Source organism: Psychrobacter lutiphocae DSM 21542, assembly GCF_000382145.1.
Lineage (GTDB): Bacteria > Pseudomonadota > Gammaproteobacteria > Pseudomonadales > Moraxellaceae > Psychrobacter > Psychrobacter lutiphocae.
Window position 1 is genome coordinate 18,271 of the sequence record NZ_KB907647.1, and the last position, 17,326, is coordinate 35,596.

A 17,326-nucleotide genomic window follows, 5' to 3' on the forward strand; every position below is an offset into this window, starting at 1 on the left:
ATAATGTCTAATAACAACTCGAACGATACTCTAAACAACCGTCTTGATGACAATGGTCAAAATGATAACAGCGGCCACCAGCCAGATAGCTCAAAACCCGCTTACTATGAGGGTGGTCGTCCACGCAGACGTGGCCCACGCCGTGATGGTCGTGGCAATCATGCTACTCCCAAAAAAAGTAAATCATCTGCACTGACTCAAGATCATCAAACAGATGACGAGCCAGCCATAACTAATAGCTATGATGAGCAGGTCACCCAGCCGTCAGATCCAAGTGTATTTGAAGAGGATGATGCTGCCTTAGCAGAAGGCGGGATTAAGGCGGTTGGTGATAAGCGCATTATTCCGTTTATGAAAATTGAAAAACCAATGGCCATCATGTCTATCATTTTAGTATTGGTCAGTATCGGTGCTTTATTTATCAATGGTTTAAACCTAGGACTAGACTTTACTGGTGGTGTCTCTGCTGATGTGCGGTACGAACAGCCGGTAGAACAGGTTGAGGTGACCAATTCATTAGCATCTGCAGGCTTTAATGATGCTGTTGTGCAATATTTAGGCGGTACTACTGAACTATTAGTACGCTTACCACCCCAATCTGATAACGTCGATGGTCTCAATGACAGCCTCAAGCAAGCACTAGATTTACCTAATAATGAGGCCACTATTAGCAGCGTTAATATCATTGGTAGCCAAGTTGGTGGTGAGGTCTATATTAGCTCTATCATCGCTATTGCTACCGCCTTGGTCATGATGATGCTTTATGTTGGTGTGCGTTTCCAATTCAAACTTGCCTTAGGTGCACTATTGGCTTTAGTACATGATGCTATTGTGACCTTAGGGGTTTTTGCGTTATTTCAATTCCCATTTGACCTAACCGTACTAGCTGCTATTTTAGCGCTGATTGGTTACTCACTAAACGACACCATAGTCGTTTATGACCGTATCCGTGAAAACTTCCGGCGTGTACGCGATGCTTCACCAGTACAGATTATCAACTTGTCATTGACCGAGACATTACGCCGTACCATTATGACCATCTCAACCGTATTGGTAGTGGTACTTGCTATGTTGTTCCTAGGTGGTGCTGGTCTTTACTGGTTCTCACTGGCCTTCTTTATTGGTTTGATTGCTGGTACTTATTCATCAACCTATATCTCAAGTTCAATACCTTTGGCAATGGGCTTATCGCGTGATGACTTTGTGGTGAAAGTCAAGCCAGAGTTCCAAGAAGAAGAAGTGACCTTTAATGACCCTAAGTCTTTTGACGATTAACCTGTATTTATAACCAACTATATATAACAGGTAGATTTACGTCATCACCTTTCAAAAGACCTTGAATAAAAGGCACCTTAGGGTGCTTTTTATTTATCTTGTGTTATAACAAGGGCTGTATAAGCTCTAAAACACAATGCTAAAACTTAAAACACAAACTCTAGGGCGTGTCTTCATTTTGAAAGTGGTGATAAAAATAAGATAAATCGCAGTCAGACTAGGAAAATAACGTAGATAAAATCATAATACTCACCTGTTATTTGACGCTGAATGACAAAACTTAGCTATTTTTAGCTCATTTAAATATCTTTGTACGAATTGAATACTCGCCCTAATCTAAAAAAGATAAACTGCTATGTGTAACGCTCAGCCTAATACCAGCAAACGCCCTGCCCCGTTAGACTTAAGTTATCAGCATATTATCACCATCGCCACCCCTGTGCTGATTGCCAATCTGGCCATGCCGCTCCAAAGCGCAATAGATATTGCAGTGGTTGGACACTTTCCGCAGCCCTTTTACTTGGCTGGTCTTGGCATTGCATCTCAGCTATGGCTACTGATATTGGTCAGCTTTAACTTTTTGCAATACGCCTCATCTGGTCTGGCTGCTCAAGCGCTCGGAAGACAAAAAGCAGCTGGCAAACCCAATATGGAGCTTGCCGATATTCTATTTCGCTCATTAGGCTTGGCGATAATTTTGGCGGCTCTACTTTGGCTGTGCCAAGGCGTTATTATAGACCTTGGCTTACAGCTACTTGGTGCCCAACAAAGCAGTCAACAAGCGGCCAGCACCTACATTCATATTCGCTATTATGGCATCGTGTTTGAGCTGATGAATTATGCCTTTATTGGTTGGTTCGCCGGACAAGGTAAGACCAAGCAAATGATGCTGGTGCAGCTATTAATCTCATCTATTAATATTGTGTTGACTCTAAGCTTTGTTTACCTGCTGGATATGGGGCTAAAAGGTGTGGCACTTGGTACCGTCATCGGCTATGCTATTGGTTGTAGTACTGCATTTGTATTAGCCAGACGCTTAATACACTTACAACGTACCGCTTCAGATGACATAAAAGCTACAAAGCCGCCTAGCCTAGGTCAACGACTGGCTAAAATTTATGCCCCTGACAAAATTCTTAGCCTCTTTGCGCTGAATAAAGATATCTTTATTCGCACTATATTATTAACTTTAAGCTTTGCTTGGATTACCCGCCTATCAGCACAGCAAGGTGATCTAATAATGGCCACTAATGCCGTACTATTACAAGTTTTAAGTATCTCTTCCTATGCGCTTGATGGCGTCGCTGTGGCAGCAGAGAGCCTGTCAGGTCAAGCAGCTGCTCGCAAAGGACACCCTTTATTTTTAAAAGCATTAAAACGCACTGGAGTGACGGCCTTTACCTTATCGATAGGCTTGACTTTGTTATGGTGGGTGCTGTTGCCTATTTTTTTATCTATCATGACCGATATTGCAAGCGTAACCCAATTAGCGCTTGAATATCGTTATATCGCCATCTTATTGCCTTTGGTTGGTGTTGGTGCTTATTGGCTTGATGGCATTATGTTTGGCTTAACCGCTGGCCGTCAGATTCGGCAAGTTGCGATTATCGTTGCTGCTATTTTCTTTCCATTAACTTGGGCGGTGTATCGTGCCTTTGGTGATACTCATGCGATGCCAGTAATTTGGTTTGCCATCTACTGGCTGTTGTTATCCCGTTTTGCCATCGCTGCTATTGTTTTATGGCGTAATGAAACCAAACTTATTACACAGATAAAACAGCAGTAAAGCAAGGACAACTTCAAACTTATAAGATTTGGGCGTGTCTTTATATCAAAATATCAAAAACGGGCTATTTGGCGCTAGATAACAAAATTTAGCTATTTTGAATCGATTTAAATATCGTAATTTAAGTTAAACACACGCCTTAATATATTGATATTCTTATAGTTTACTAATTAACACAACTCTACAATAACTAACGAAAATCCTGCCAAGCCCTACTAACAATTCTGTGATAATAACCTCTCATTACCCACAATAATAATCACTATAAATATTTATTATCTTACTTTTATCTTGTAGGGTTACTATGTCTGATTCTAAAAATATGTCTGATTCTAAAAACAAATTTCCCTTTGAACCCATTCCAGCAATTATCGCTGTTGCAGTCGGTCTCATTATTTGGCTTGTTATTCCAACACCAGAAGGTGTCAGCGACAACGCTTGGCAGTTGTTGGCACTATTTGTCGCCACCATTATTGCCATTATTGGTAAGGTCTTGCCCATTGGCGCCCTAGCCATTATCGCCATCACTCTAGTTGCTGTTACAGGTGTCACTGCCGATAGTCCAAAAGCGGCCATCAATGATGCGCTTTCAAGTTTTTCCAGTCCATTAATTTGGCTCATTGGTATAGCGGTCATGATATCGCGCGGACTGATTAAAACTGGTCTTGGCTCACGTATCGCCTACTACTTTATTTCCGTCTTTGGTAAGCGCACCTTGGGTATTGGATACGCTTTAGCAATTGCCGAACTAATTATCGCTCCCATTACTCCATCCAATACAGCACGTGGCGGCGGTATTATTCACCCCATCATGCGCTCTATTGCGTTAAGCTTCAACTCAACGCCGCAACAAGGTACCCAAAACAACATGGGCCGCTACCTTGCTATGGTCAACTACCATGCCAACCCCATTACTTCAGGGATGTTTATCACCGCCACTGCGCCCAACCCTTTGGTTGTTGACTTAGTCAACAAAGCCACTGGCAGTGAAATCCACCTGTCATGGACCACTTGGGCATTGGCAATGTTTGTACCTGGTATGCTATGTATCTTATTGATGCCATTAGTGATTTACTGGGTATATCCACCCCAAATCAAAGAAACGCCAGATGCCAAAGCCTATGCACACGAAAACCTAGCCAAACTTGGCAAAATCAGTAATCACGAAAAAATCATGCTTGGCGTGTTTACTCTTATGCTGCTACTTTGGGCAAACGTTCCTGCTATGATTTTTGGTGAGCACCTAACGTTAGACGCCACCACTACCGCCTTAGTTGGGCTATCAATACTACTAATCACAGGCGTATTGAGCTGGCAAGACGTACTCAAAGAAAAATCAGCATGGGATACCATTGTCTGGTTCGCCGCATTAGTTATGATGGCAAATTATCTTAACAAGCTTGGGCTTATCAGCTGGTTTTCGACCAATATCGAAACCGCCATCGGTATGACAGGCGTTAGCTGGGTTGGTGCTGTCGTCATCCTAACCTTGGTATATTTATACATGCACTACTTTTTTGCCAGCACCACAGCACACATCACTGCCATGTTTGCTGCCTTTTATGCTGTCGGCATCAGCCTTGGTGCGCCGCCAATGCTATTTGCTCTGATACTAGCCGCAGCCGGTAATATCATGATGACTCTTACCCACTATGCCACAGGGACTGCCCCAGTTATCTTTAACTCAGGTTATACGACTATGGCCGAATGGTGGAAAGTCGGCTTTATAATGAGCGTAGTCAACCTTATTGTATGGATAGGCGCAGGCCTTGTCTGGTGGAAGGTCTTAGGCTACTACTAATCACCAGCAGCAATCCACACGTTTTCTTAACAGACAATAGCAGTTAGCCAAAAGGTTAACTGCTTTTTTATGCAATCTTATCTTCTCGCTTATATCTTGCTTTTTACTCATATTACCCATATCTAGGTCGCCCACTGCCTTATACTCTGAATTGATAGCAGCCTGCTAATTGTACTGTTATCTAGTTGTACCTTTATTGACTAGTTGTACCTTTATTGACTAGCTATAACATTATTGGCTAGCTATAACATTATTGACTAGCTATAACATTATTGACTAGCTATACTATTATTGTGGCTGGTTAAAAGGCTTAATTAAAGTGAGTAATACTTTCAGTCTAAGCTCATCTTAGATTAATTCAACTGAAGTCAAGATAAATATAAGTACGCATAATAATGTGAAGCTGACACAGCATTATTTTGTTCAACAGCCAATTTGTTTGGCACAAATGATAATAGGCATTTGCTATTTGTTTTAGTAAGCAAAGTCTGCACAGGATTGACTATGTGCGATGTAAATGCGAATATTTAATCTTTTAAATAAAAAAGGACGCTTTAAACCATGTCTTATGTAATTGAGCCTGCAAAGCTAGCCGTCCTGGATGTCAAAGGCACTGACGCTAAGTTCCCTGTACGCCGTGTTTATTGTGTTGGTCGTAATTATGCTGCACATGCCATTGAAATGGGATCAGATCCAAAACGTGAGCCACCTTTTTTCTTTTGCAAACAAGCAGATGCTGATTGTGTAGTTGCAGTACCTGCCAATGCATGTATCGACATCCCCTATCCATCATTAACCAAAAATTACCATTATGAGGCTGAACTTGTAGTCGCTATCGGCAAAGATGCCAAAAACATCTCAGTAGCAGACGCCAAAGATATCATTTATGGTTATGCGGTCGGCTTAGACATGACCCGCCGAGATCTGCAAGCCACCATGCGTGAGCGTGGACGCCCTTGGGAAATTGGTAAAGCCTTTGATTATTCAGCACCTATTGGTGAGATTACCCCGATTGAAGATTCTGGCGAGATTAACTCTGGCAATATTCAATTGTCGGTCAATGGTAAAACCAAACAACACAGTGACATCCGCCACCTAATCTGGAATGTATCTGAAGTTATCTCTCGTCTCTCTGAGCTATTTGAGTTAAAAGCTGGCGATCTGATTATGACTGGTACTCCAGAGGGTGTCGGTGCAGTTATCACTGGTGACACCTTAGTGGCAAGTGTTCAAGGGCTTGCTAGTATTACTATTAAGTTGACCTCCTCCTCTTCTTAGGGTGAGAAGATTCCCACAACTAGACGGTCAATCCCGACCGCAAGGATGTTGTTAGCGGCATTGATCTCTCTATCATGCCCTGAGCCATACTCAGCACACCTCCATCCACTTATTCCAAGAGATGTGTGCAAAAAGTTTGAGACTGAGCTTAATAAAAAGGAGCTGAAGATATCCTTCAGCCCCTACCTTACTTTCTTTTTTCTACTTTTTTATGATTGTTGATTACAGTTCAGCAATGACCAATCATTTTTTAGAACTGATAAGTTAAAGATGCTTTAAAGTTACGACCAGGCTCAAAGTCTGTACGATCATCTTGAGTTGGATCTAGGCGTGAAGCATGATTAGCATAAGTTTCATCAAATAAGTTATACACTCCAAGGGTAGCTTTTAAGCCATCAATTTGACGAGGTTTATAACTAACAAAGATATCATGCACATCATAACTTGGTTTTTTGGGGTCGTTGCTTGCAGTTTTTGGTTTAATAGATTCAACATAAGTACTGCGCCAGCCTAACTCAAGCTCGTCATTTGGCTCATAGTTTAGGTTTAGCATATATTTGTCACCAGCATCTGAGCTACTGCCACTAACTTGACTCATGTTATAGCCTGTTGTTTTGCCTTTACTACGTGCTCTGGCATAGCTTAACCCCATACCAAAGTTGTTAGTGTGATAATTAGCTGAGAGCTCAACCCCTTTTATTTCATAGTCTTCATCACTATTTTTCATACCTTGACAAGACTGTAAGTTGCCAGGTGATCCTTGCTCGCCTGTTAGACAGTTTAGACCATAACGGCCCGCACGGTTGCCTGTTCTAATAAACTGTAAGTAGTTTTCTATATTTGTTTTAAAATATTTGGCATTAAGTTGTAACGCATCATCTGCAACTGTCAAATTACGTAAAGTGGTAGTGATGCCAACCTCAGTATTATCTCCTTCTTCAGGCTTTAAGTTTCTATTAACATAAGTGCCATCACCATCTGTATTAAAAATAGCTTGACTTAAATCTGGTCCGTTAAACAACTCGGTATAGCTGGCAAACAAATACGTACGTGGTGCAATTTCATAGCTTGCAGAAAGCGCACCGACAACATTATTGTACTTTTTACCACCTGCTACATACTTTGGCGATTCATAACGATCATAGCGAACACCTGGGGTTAGTGTCAGCTTGTCTATTTGCCATTGATCTTCTAAGAAAATAGAAGTGTTTTTGGCCTCATCACTACCTGTTTTACGTGTATCACGAGCCATTTCCGACTCTTTTTTATAGTGCTCAGCACCTGCAATTAATCGATGTGTTCCAGGTCCAGTATTGATAAGACTGGTATTTTGTATTTTAGCACCTGTTGTTTTGACTTCAGCAATCCAGTCATATCCAGGCTGTACCGTATAGTCTGTATCTCGTGAAATTTTGGTCTTTGTTTGATACACATCCGCATCAACATTAACCCACTCATTTGCCGGATTGTAAGTATAGTTTAATGTATAAGTATCACGTTTGACTTTTTGAGGTAATACTTCGTTCCAACTACCTACGCCTTCAGATCCTGGGAAGTCAGGGCGTAATGGAAAACGACCTTTATTCTCAGTTTGGCTAAAGCTGGCACCAATTCTATGATCTTCTGCAAAGTTTACGCCAGCTTTTAACAAGATATTTTCGCCTTTACTATCTTTTGTCAAAAATTTTCGCCCATCACCATCTTCACCAGCATTGGCATCACGTTTGCCATAATATGCTAATAAATCAACATTATCATTAGGTGCTGCATAGACAGTGGCAGAGGTGAGCAGCTCATCGTTATTATCAGCAAAACCAACGTGTAGCTTTGCTCCCACTTGTTGACCTGGCTTGAGCAAATCAGCGGCATCTACAGTTTCAAAGGCAACTGCACCACCTAAAGCATCATTACCTAAGGTTACTGAGTTATTACCTACTGCTACTTCTGTGCGTTTTAGTAAATCAGGGTCAATAGTAACATCACCCATGTGGTAAAATAATGCCCCTTCTTGTCGAGCACCGTCAATCGTCACCTTAACATTGGTATCATCTAAACCACGAACTCGAATACGCTGGTTTAATGCTGACGAACCTCCAACAGTGACACCTGGTACAACTTCCAAAAAGTCGCTTAGATGCGATGCTTGCTGTGCTGGAGTATACTCTTCTGAGTAAACAGCATCTTGTTGCACCGTATCATGCACCGAACGATTTGCAGTGACGGTTATGGTTTGTGCTGTCATTCTTGGTACTGATGTTTCTGTTGCTGCACTAGCAACTTGCACAAACAAAGCTGTACTAACTGCTAGGGTTAATGTCGTCAAACGACTAGGCAATGATGTATACATAGGCTCACTCTCAGTATAATAAAATAGCCACGCACTTATCCACAGTTTGTATTTTGATGTCTTAGAGCATGTCCCTATTTGTTGTTGCAAAATACATGTTTGTTGCAAAATACATGTTGTTGCAAATTACATGAGTTATGAACTAAAAATGGCTATATTTGCGCCAAACTGTGTCTAATTTCTAACGAATATATGTATATTCTCTTCGAAATTATCCGTGTTTGACAAAAACCTCTCTCATTTTTAGCCTCATAATCCAATTAAGGACACGCCCTAATAATATCGTGGTTAGAATAATGACTAGGTTACAATTAAAAATATATACGAAACTATAACTACAACTTAGACGAAAATAGTAATAGTAATAATTATCATTAACTTTCTGAAATTGTGATATTACCCAATAGATTTATATTTTGCAATAGTAATTTTTTAGTAATACTCTCACATATTGTGTTTACAGTCAGTAATTGGAAGATCTGTGCTCACACCTACAATAGGCTTTTTTTTAGCTAAAACTTCCTATAAGACATTAATAAGATAGGATTTTTTATTTTCAGTATACTTTCTTGTAACACTTTTCTTATACAAACTAACTCATCGTTTATCTTGCGAAACATATATTTACATAGTATATTCTATGTGTCAGAAGTACAAACTAAACCAGTAATATTGGGTGACATCTTCATTCAATTTGGTCAGTTATTTAACTGTTAACTCTGTTTACTTTTTTAACTATTTAGATTAGAACCATAAAATAGATTAGAACCATAAAAAAGCGAACATAACTAAACAGATGTCGCATTATGATTATTTAACCAAATAAATATGTTGTAAAACTGAGCCATACGATTAGAGCTACCCATTATAGATATAGACCAACTTGATAAACCAACTTGGAACCCTCCCCACTTAGGAACTCTCTATGAAACACCCTCTATTTAAATTAAGTCTATTGGCAGCGACTACTTTAGCTATAACAGCCTGTGGTGGCAATGAAGATAAAGCTACGACTGCTAGCAATAATGCTGCAAAAACTCTAATTTATTGCTCTGAAGGAAGTCCTGCTGGATTCGACCCTGCTCAATACACAGCTGGTACAGATTTTGATGCTAGCTCATATCCTATTTATAATGGCTTAGTAGAATTTAAACGTGGTGAAACTGAAATTCAACCAGCACTAGCAGAAAGCTGGGATATTAGCGATGATGGTAAGACTTATACATTACATCTTAGAAAAGGTGTAAAGTTTGGCACAACTGATTATTTCACCCCAACCCGTGAATTTAATGCCGATGACGTTATTTTTACACTTGAACGCCTCACCAATCCAGATTTTGAATTCAATAAGGCGTATCCTGCAGAGTTCCCATACTCAGTAGATATGGGCTTACCAGATAATATCGCTAATATCGAAAAAGTCGATGATTATACGGTAAAAATCACTTTAAATGAGGTTAATGCCCCATTCTTACAGAATTTAGCAATGCCTTTTGCTTATATAGATTCTGCTGAATACGCGCAATCACTTCTTGAAGCTGGTAACGCCGCTGACTTAAATACCAAACCAGTTGGTACAGGTCCTTTTGTATTTACTTCTTATCAGAAAGATTCGCAAATTCGCTATACTAAAAATCCAGATTATTGGGACAAAGATAACATTCACATCGATAACTTAGTCTTCGTAATTACTAAAGATTCAGCTGTTCGTGCCCAAAAAGTGCAAGCAGGCGAGTGTCATGTTTCAGCCTATGCCAACCCTTCTGAAGTTGAAGCCGCTAAAGCATCAGGTAAAGCCAACGTGCTAGAAGAGCCTGGATTTAATGTGGGCTATATTGCCTATAATACGGAACGTCCTGAACTAAAAAACCGTAAAGTACGTGAAGCACTAGATATGGCAATTAATAAAGATGCCATCATTGATGCAGTTTATCAGGGTGCAGGGGTGAAAGCTGCCAATCCCATGCCACCGACTCAGTGGGGCTATAACGATAGCTTAAAAGATGCACCTTACGATACTGAAAAAGCAAAATCCTTACTTCAAGAAGCTGGTGTGAATGGGTTTGAAATAGATCTTTGGTATATGCCTGTACAGCGTCCTTATAACCCAAATGCTAAGCTTATGGCTGAAATGCTTCAAGCAGATTGGGCAAAAATAGGGGTTAAAGCCAATTTAAAAACTTATGAGTGGGGTGAGTATCTCAAACGGGCTAACAAAGGTGAGCATGATATTATCCTAGCGGGTTGGACTGGAGATAACGGTGACCCTGATAACTGGTTAGGCGTATTATTATCCTGTGATGCAGTCAATGGTAATAACTATGCACGCTGGTGTAATCCTGAATTTGATAAGCTAATCATGGATGCTCGTGCCATTACCAATCAAGAACAACGTATTGCCAACTATAAGCAAGCGCAAACTATCTTTAAACAAGAGTTGCCTTGGACAACCGTTGCTAACTCAGTGGTTACTGTATTAACCACACCAAATGTAAAAGACTATAAAATTAGTCCTTTAGGTTCTATTCGTTTTGATGGTGTGGATATTGAATAAACTTACACTACCAGACCAAAATAACCTAATTACCTTGATTTTAGGTGACTAAGTTTATTTAAATAACTTAATTTAGATAACTAGTTATGATGGCTGGTACAGATATCACCTCTGTTCCAGCCTTTTTAATTTGAAATGATAGCCAAGTCTGATTCAGTATATTAAATACCCCATTCGATATCTCAGATCTAGCAATCCTTTTTTATCTCAGTGTTTTACCAACCCTATTTATCAAAATCGAGCACGCCCATGCTATTGTATATTCTACGCCGAATCCTGATTCTGATTCCAGTCTATATTGGCCTTACTTTATCCACTTTCACTTTAATCCGACTTGTGCCTGGTGATGCAGTAGAGATTATGATGGGTGAGCGTATGGTAGATCCAGAAATGCACGCTCAAGCCCTTGCTCGCCTTGGTTTAGATAAACCCCTACCTGTACAATACTGGGATTATATAAGTGGCATTATGCAAGGTGATTTTGGAGAGTCATTCAGAACTAGAACTCCTGTTTTACAAGATTTTTTCGCTCATTTCGTACCCACTCTCGAGCTTGCACTTTGCGCAATAATTATTGCCAGTATTGTAGGTATTAGCCTAGGAGTTTTAGCTGCTCTTAAACGAGGCACTTGGGTCGATTATACCTTGATGTCTGGTGCTCTAGCAGGTTACTCAATGCCTATCTATTTGCTGGGCCCTATTTTAACAGGTATTTTTGCTCATTATTTGGGCTTGCTACCGGTATCTGGAGTGATCTCAGTGGCCCAGTTTTTAGATGTTAAGCCATTATATGGCTCATGGTTATTGGGCTCATTAAACTCAGGAGTACCTGGAGCTTTTTGGAACGTGGTAAAGCATTTTATTTTACCTTCTATTGCTTTATCTACAATTCCCCTAGCTATGATTGCCCGTATGACACGCTCTGCCATGCTTGAGGTTTTGGACGAAGATTATGTACGAACAGCGCGGGCCAAAGGCTTATCACCCAAACGAGTCATATTAATTCATGTTATGCGCAATGCTCTTATTACCGTTGTAACCGTTGTTGGGTTACAAATGGCTACTTTGTTGGCAGGTGCTATTATCACCGAGACTATCTTTAGTTGGCCAGGGGTAGGTAACTGGCTTCTCGATGGATTTTTTACTCGTGACTACCCTATTGTTCAAAACGGTATTTTATTGGTAGCTACTGCACTTATATTAGTTAGTTTACTGGTCGATATCTTATATGGGCTAATTAATCCCCGTATTAGGCATACTTCCTAATCGCAGCTTATTAAACCAAACCCTTTGAACAAAAAGCTTTACATATAGCATTAGCAAAATAGGAAACTTCCGATGAAGCCTACTGTACTTTCCGAAGATATTGATCTAGCAGCGACACCCCCGTCTTCTGGGCGTTTATTTGTTGCCACTTTTTGTCGCAATCGTGGTGCTGTACTTGGATTATTGGTATTAATTAGTATGGTCATCATTGCTATATTAGCCCCAAGTATTGCTCCACATGATCCTTATGAGCTTTATACAGGTAAAGAGCAGCTGCCTCCAGCCTTTTTCGCTGGTGGTGATTCCATGTTTATTTTAGGCACCGATGATGCAGGTCGGGATACTTTATCCCGAGTTATGTATGGAGCCAGATACTCATTATTTATTGGCTTGAGTGCTACTTCTTTAGCTATGATCACTGGCATAAGTTTGGGGTTAAGTGCCGCATTTTGGCCAAAAGTCTGGGGTAAAGCTGTGATGTTAGTCAATGATATTTTGATGTCATACCCCAGTCTATTATTAGCCATTATCATTGCTGCTATTTTAGGCCCTAACATGACCAATACTATTATCACCATTGCTTTGGTCTGTACTCCGCCTTTTATTCGCTTAACCCGTGCCACTGCAATGGTCGAACTGCAACGTGAATATTTTACCGCCTCTAAAGTCATGGGCGCTGGTGTGCTTAGGCTATTATTTATAACCATTTTACCTAACTGTATGGCACCCCTAATTGTGCAAGCAACCATGATTTTCTCATCTGCTATTTTAGAAGCAGGTGCTATTGGTTTCTTAGGCTTTGGGGTACAGCCACCTGACGCTGAATGGGGAGCTATGTTAGGTACTGCTCGTCAATACATTCAAAGCAATGTTTGGCTAGCCATTTGGCCTGGCTTGGCTATTTTCTTAGCTGCTTTATCTATCAACTTAACTGGTGATGGCCTACGTGATGCTCTAGATCCCAAACTTAAGCAGGTGACTTAATGACACATAATAATTCAAACCCTGCAAACCCTTTGATTGATACCAAGAACGGAATAGATGTGAAAACTGATAACTCACCCCTACTTTTAGAAATTGAGAATCTCTCAGTAACTTTTGGTAAAGGTGCCCGTGCATTTAGAGCGGTAGATGATGTTTCTCTGCAACTAAAGCAAGGGGAAGTATTGGCTGTGGTCGGTGAATCTGGTTCAGGCAAGTCAGTCACTATGATGGCACTTATGGGTTTACTACCTTCAACTGCCACAGTAGCTGCCAATAAGATACGGTTTGATGGCCAAGATATGTTGACTCTCTCAGCTCGGGATCGGCGTAAAATTATTGGTAAAGATATTTCCATGATTTTCCAAAACGCTATGTCTTGTTTAAACCCAAGCTTTACTATCGAGTTTCAAATTGCTGAGGTATTAAAGACCCACCTCGGTTTAAAAGGCAGCGCAGTGCGTAAACGTATTTTAGAGCTATTAGAATTATACCAAATCTAAAAATTAAGCTATCGAGGAAAACGAGTGCAAACGCTACAAGTAGTAGGTTTAGCGAGTTTGACAAAGATAGGTTATTTTTTAGAAAAGGTATTAGTTGAAATTCCTGATGCCAAAAACCGCCTGTCTGTTTATCCACACCAACTGTCAGGGGGTATGAGTCAACGTATTATGATAGCCATGGCTTTAGCTTGTGAACCTAAGCTATTAATTGCTGACGAACCAACCACAGCACTAGATGTTACGGTACAAGCACAAATCATGGACTTACTCGCTCGCCTGCAACATGAAAAACAAATGGCTATGGTTTTAATCACCCATGATTTGGGTTTGGTCGCTCAAAATTCTCGTGATGTAGCGGTTATGTATGCTGGGCAAATGGTTGAAACCAGTACTGTTCCAGAGATTTTTGAGCAACCTGCACACCCTTATACAGAAGCCCTACTACAAGCAATACCGGAGCTTGCCATTGGTCAAAAACGTTTAAATAGCTTGCCAGGTGTCGTCCCTAGCCAATATGATCGGCCTAAAGGCTGCCTATTATCACCGCGTTGTCCTTATAAACAGCCAGAATGTGAGGTTCCACCACCGATTTTATTGACAGAAAATGGTAAAGTGCGTTGTATTAAGACAGATTTTCCTGCTCGTATCACATCTAATACCACTTCTACCAGTAATGTTGAGCATTTGGGGAGTACATTATGAATACCGACACCCTTACAATGACTAACTCACGTTCTAAATTAAGTACCTCAAATGTGAGCCCTGCTATGAATTCAAAAGTAGTCTTAAAAGCAGAACATTTACATAAACACTATCCAGTCTCTCAAGGCTTGGGTAAGCCTAAAGGTTATGTAAAAGCTTTAAATGGTATTTCATTTGAACTTGAAGCTGGCAAAACCTTAGCCGTGGTTGGAGAGTCTGGCTGTGGTAAATCTACACTGGCTCGACAATTAACTCTAATTGAACAGCCCACAGACGGCCAGCTTTTTATTAACGGAATTAATACCACCAGCTATAATCGACGTGCTTTAAAAAACATCCGAACTGAAATTCAAATGGTGTTCCAAAACCCTTATGGTAGCTTGAATCCTCGCCATACGATTGGCTATCAATTGACTGAGCCTTTAGATATTCATACCAAACTATCATCTGTTAAAAAGAAACAAAAAGTAAATGAAATGATGCGTTTGGTTGGACTTCGTCCTGAGCATTCAGGTCGCTATCCACATATGTTTTCAGGAGGACAACGTCAGCGAATAGCCTTAGCGCGTGCGATGATGCTTAACCCAAAGATAGTAGTTGCTGACGAACCTACCTCAGCTTTAGATGTATCGATTCAGGCACAGGTATTGAACCTTTTTATGGATCTACAAGATGAGTACAATACCGCCTATGTGTTTATCTCGCACGATTTATCAGTCGTTCGCCATATCGCTGATGACTTGATGGTAATGTATTTAGGTAAAGTGGTAGAACACGGTCCCAAAGAAGCCATATATATCAATCCACAGCACCCTTATACCATTGCACTTTTGTCAGCAGCACCAAGTATTGGTGAAAAGAAAAAGGAGTTAAAGTTACAAGGGGAGCTACCTAGTCCTTTAAACCTCCCTTCAGGCTGTGCACTGCATAAGCGATGTCCTTATGCTACCGAGCAATGCAGTCAAGTAGAGCCAGAACTAAGAGAATGGAAAGGACGATTAGTATCTTGTCTTCGACTTGAAGAAATATATAGTTGAGCCTTAAAAAAGTATGACACACTTAGAAACTGTATAAAGCTGCAGCCTATACCTGACAGCTCTATACAGTTCAAATTAGAAATAGCTTGATTTCAAAACACGATAGCTAAAGTAAGCGATTTTTCTTAACCCACTCTGCATTCATCTCTTTTACCGCCACAATCTCCTCATCCATAAAGTCTTTACACTTACCTGGATTTTTATGTAATGCATATCCATACAATACTATACCTAACACAACCCAAGCAATAAAGATAATCCACTCAATACCCGTAAGAGCTGATGGCATACCAGGCATATATAACATTAACAAGCCAATACTTAATAAGATGGTAAAGATACCAACCGCCTTGCCTATTGGTACTTTAAATGGACGCACCATCTCAGGCTCACGATAACGCAATACTAAAAACGACACTGCCACACAAGTATAAGCAATCACAATCCCAAAGCCACCTGCATCTACAATCCATACTAGCATTTTACGGCCAAATAAAGGAGCAAAGGTTGCAATACCACCAAACAATAAAATAGCATTAACAGGGGTATTATATTTTGGATGCACTTTGGATAAGAATGCTGGTAACATATGCGATTTTGACATGGCATACATTAAGCGACTGCCACCGATCAAAAAGGCATTCCAGCTTGACAAAATACCCAGTACACCAGCGATAACTAATAATGTGCCTGCCCATTTTCCATGCCATGCATTGGTCATAGCGTCAGCAGTAGCCAGAGCAGAGTTTTGCGCTTCGATGTATGGCAAAGTGCGACCCACACTCCAAGCAATTGCAGCATACCATGCCACTGCTACTACCAATGAAAATATTAAAAACTTACCAATATTGATCCGTGATAAATCAATCTCTTCCGCTGCTTGCGGAATAACATCGAAGCCAACAAACATAAACGGCACCATGACGATAACTGCCATTACACCAGCCATACCACCTATAAACTTAGGGGCACTGGCATTGGCTTCTGTCACTGGAGCTTCCGGCACAAACAAAGCTGCACCAATAAATAGCAGTACACCAACGAATAAAATACCAGTCACTGCAATTTTTTGAAACCAAGCGCTTACTTCAACCCCACGGATATTCAGCCAAGTGACCAGTATCGAACCAAGCATACCGACACCCGCCCAACTGGCATAAACGTCCCAGCCAGCCACATTCCATAACAAACCTTGATTAAAGTTTGGTACTAAATACTCAACAACAGTAGGTAGAGCGACGGCTTCAAAAGCAACAACAGACAAATAACCAAACAAGATACTCCATGAGCATAAAAATGACACATGCGTGCCTAATGCTCGATGAGTATAGGTATGTTCACCACCTGTGATGGGCATGGATGCTGCAAGCTCTGCATAGGTTATCCCAATCATGATAACTGCCAAGCCACCAATAAGGAATGCTAATACAGCACCCCATACTCCAGCAGCAGTAACCCAGCCTCCAGCTAGAACTACCCAGCCCCAGCCAACCATTGCTCCAAATGCTAGAGCAACGATATCTACCATTCCTAACGATTTTTTTAATCCAGACATAACCATTCCTTAGTTATCTATCTGTGAATTTTAGATGCTGCCTATTGTTAGTTTTCTACTATTAATTACTGTTAGCTTTATACTAGCTACTGACGCATCCCTGCTTATCAAAGAGCCTTTGTCTGCACTCTCCTAATTATGATAATTTAATAACTTATATTTGATGTTTTATTTAAAAGTTAGTTTAAGAGTTACCTCAGACTTAATTCTTAAGAATATGGTTTTTCATTATGATAACTTT

At 40.5% G+C, this 17,326-nt stretch carries 12 protein-coding genes and 2 pseudogenes; 11 read left to right on the forward strand and 3 right to left on the reverse strand.

Translation table 11 applies throughout. From position 1 onward, the window contains the following. Positions 1-3: 3 nt before the first annotated feature. From secF to H140_RS0109870, 4 genes are all read left to right on the forward strand, one after another. Positions 4-1,275, forward strand: coding sequence for a protein translocase subunit SecF (gene secF, locus H140_RS0109855; RefSeq protein ID WP_019673489.1), 1,272 nt, complete (start codon positions 4-6; stop codon positions 1,273-1,275). A 355-nt stretch (positions 1,276-1,630) separates the two neighbouring features. After that, entirely contained in the window at positions 1,631-3,061 is a 1,431-nt protein-coding gene (locus tag H140_RS0109860) for an MATE family efflux transporter (protein WP_019673490.1), read from the forward strand. Between the two features lie 322 nt (positions 3,062-3,383). Further along, positions 3,384-4,862, forward strand: a complete 1,479-nt coding sequence (locus H140_RS0109865) for an anion permease (RefSeq protein ID WP_026349007.1) — start codon at positions 3,384-3,386, stop codon at positions 4,860-4,862. Between the two features lie 561 nt (positions 4,863-5,423). Continuing rightward, complete coding sequence (locus H140_RS0109870; RefSeq protein ID WP_019673492.1) at positions 5,424-6,140, forward strand: fumarylacetoacetate hydrolase family protein; 717 nt, start codon at positions 5,424-5,426, stop codon at positions 6,138-6,140. Here H140_RS0109870 and H140_RS16440 read toward each other — a convergent pair. Together H140_RS16440 and H140_RS0109875 are read right to left on the reverse strand one after the other, a co-directional pair. Then, positions 6,137-6,259, reverse strand: a pseudogene (locus H140_RS16440) (RNA-guided endonuclease InsQ/TnpB family protein); the annotation flags it as partial. The gene H140_RS0109870 and the pseudogene H140_RS16440 sit on opposite strands and share 4 nt — an antisense overlap. A 131-nt stretch (positions 6,260-6,390) precedes the next feature. Further along, a complete protein-coding gene (locus H140_RS0109875; RefSeq protein ID WP_019673493.1) occupies positions 6,391-8,487 on the reverse strand; it encodes a TonB-dependent receptor domain-containing protein in 2,097 nt (698 codons plus the stop codon). A gap of 925 nt (positions 8,488-9,412) precedes the next feature. Between H140_RS0109875 and H140_RS0109880 the strand changes: the two genes are divergently transcribed. From H140_RS0109880 to H140_RS0109900, 7 genes and pseudogenes are all read left to right on the forward strand, one after another. Further along, positions 9,413-11,041, forward strand: coding sequence for an ABC transporter substrate-binding protein (locus H140_RS0109880; protein WP_019673494.1), 1,629 nt, complete (start codon positions 9,413-9,415; stop codon positions 11,039-11,041). A 249-nt stretch (positions 11,042-11,290) separates the two neighbouring features. Continuing rightward, a complete protein-coding gene (locus H140_RS0109885; RefSeq protein ID WP_019673495.1) occupies positions 11,291-12,307 on the forward strand; it encodes an ABC transporter permease in 1,017 nt (338 codons plus the stop codon). A gap of 72 nt (positions 12,308-12,379) precedes the next feature. Next, positions 12,380-13,291: an ABC transporter permease gene (locus tag H140_RS0109890; protein ID WP_019673496.1), complete on the forward strand. Its 912-nt coding sequence runs from the start codon at positions 12,380-12,382 to the stop codon at positions 13,289-13,291. Beyond that, positions 13,291-13,791: an ATP-binding cassette domain-containing protein gene (locus H140_RS16510; protein WP_019673497.1), complete on the forward strand. Its 501-nt coding sequence runs from the start codon at positions 13,291-13,293 to the stop codon at positions 13,789-13,791. The genes H140_RS0109890 and H140_RS16510 overlap by 1 nt, the downstream gene beginning before the upstream one ends. Positions 13,792-13,890: 99 nt before the next feature. Further along, positions 13,891-14,022 (forward strand): annotated as a pseudogene (locus H140_RS16515) (ATP-binding cassette domain-containing protein); the annotation flags it as partial. A gap of 27 nt (positions 14,023-14,049) precedes the next feature. Further along, positions 14,050-14,493 carry an oligopeptide/dipeptide ABC transporter ATP-binding protein gene (locus H140_RS16520; RefSeq protein WP_409371738.1) on the forward strand — a complete coding sequence of 148 codons (444 nt, stop codon included), beginning with the start codon at positions 14,050-14,052 and terminating at the stop codon, positions 14,491-14,493. Beyond that, on the forward strand, positions 14,490-15,530 hold the full coding sequence (locus tag H140_RS0109900; protein WP_019673499.1) for a peptide ABC transporter ATP-binding protein: 1,041 nt from the start codon (positions 14,490-14,492) through the stop codon (positions 15,528-15,530). Before H140_RS16520 ends, H140_RS0109900 begins: the two co-directional genes overlap by 4 nt. 106 nt (positions 15,531-15,636) lie before the next feature. Here the strand turns inward: H140_RS0109900 and H140_RS0109905 are convergent, their stop codons facing one another. Continuing rightward, positions 15,637-17,085, reverse strand: a complete 1,449-nt coding sequence (locus H140_RS0109905; protein ID WP_019673500.1) for an APC family permease — start codon at positions 17,083-17,085, stop codon at positions 15,637-15,639. Positions 17,086-17,326: the final 241 nt, after the last annotated feature.

Bases quoted from the DNA above. Each gene is read 5' to 3' on its own strand.
- H140_RS0109875 (WP_019673493.1), bottom strand. From the start codon at position 8,487: ATGTATACATCATTGCCTAGTCGTTTGACGACATTAACCCTAGCAGTT.
- secF (WP_019673489.1), top strand. From the start codon at position 4: ATGTCTAATAACAACTCGAACGATACTCTAAACAACCGTCTTGATGAC.
- H140_RS0109865 (WP_026349007.1), top strand. From the start codon at position 3,384: ATGTCTGATTCTAAAAACAAATTTCCCTTTGAACCCATTCCAGCAATT.
- H140_RS0109870 (WP_019673492.1), top strand. From the start codon at position 5,424: ATGTCTTATGTAATTGAGCCTGCAAAGCTAGCCGTCCTGGATGTCAAA.
- H140_RS0109880 (WP_019673494.1), top strand. From the start codon at position 9,413: ATGAAACACCCTCTATTTAAATTAAGTCTATTGGCAGCGACTACTTTA.
- H140_RS16510 (WP_019673497.1), top strand. From the start codon at position 13,291: ATGACACATAATAATTCAAACCCTGCAAACCCTTTGATTGATACCAAG.
- H140_RS16520 (WP_409371738.1), top strand. From the start codon at position 14,050: ATGGACTTACTCGCTCGCCTGCAACATGAAAAACAAATGGCTATGGTT.
- H140_RS0109860 (WP_019673490.1), top strand. From the start codon at position 1,631: ATGTGTAACGCTCAGCCTAATACCAGCAAACGCCCTGCCCCGTTAGAC.
- H140_RS0109885 (WP_019673495.1), top strand. From the start codon at position 11,291: ATGCTATTGTATATTCTACGCCGAATCCTGATTCTGATTCCAGTCTAT.
- H140_RS0109890 (WP_019673496.1), top strand. From the start codon at position 12,380: ATGAAGCCTACTGTACTTTCCGAAGATATTGATCTAGCAGCGACACCC.
- H140_RS0109905 (WP_019673500.1), bottom strand. From the start codon at position 17,085: ATGTCTGGATTAAAAAAATCGTTAGGAATGGTAGATATCGTTGCTCTA.
- H140_RS0109900 (WP_019673499.1), top strand. From the start codon at position 14,490: ATGAATACCGACACCCTTACAATGACTAACTCACGTTCTAAATTAAGT.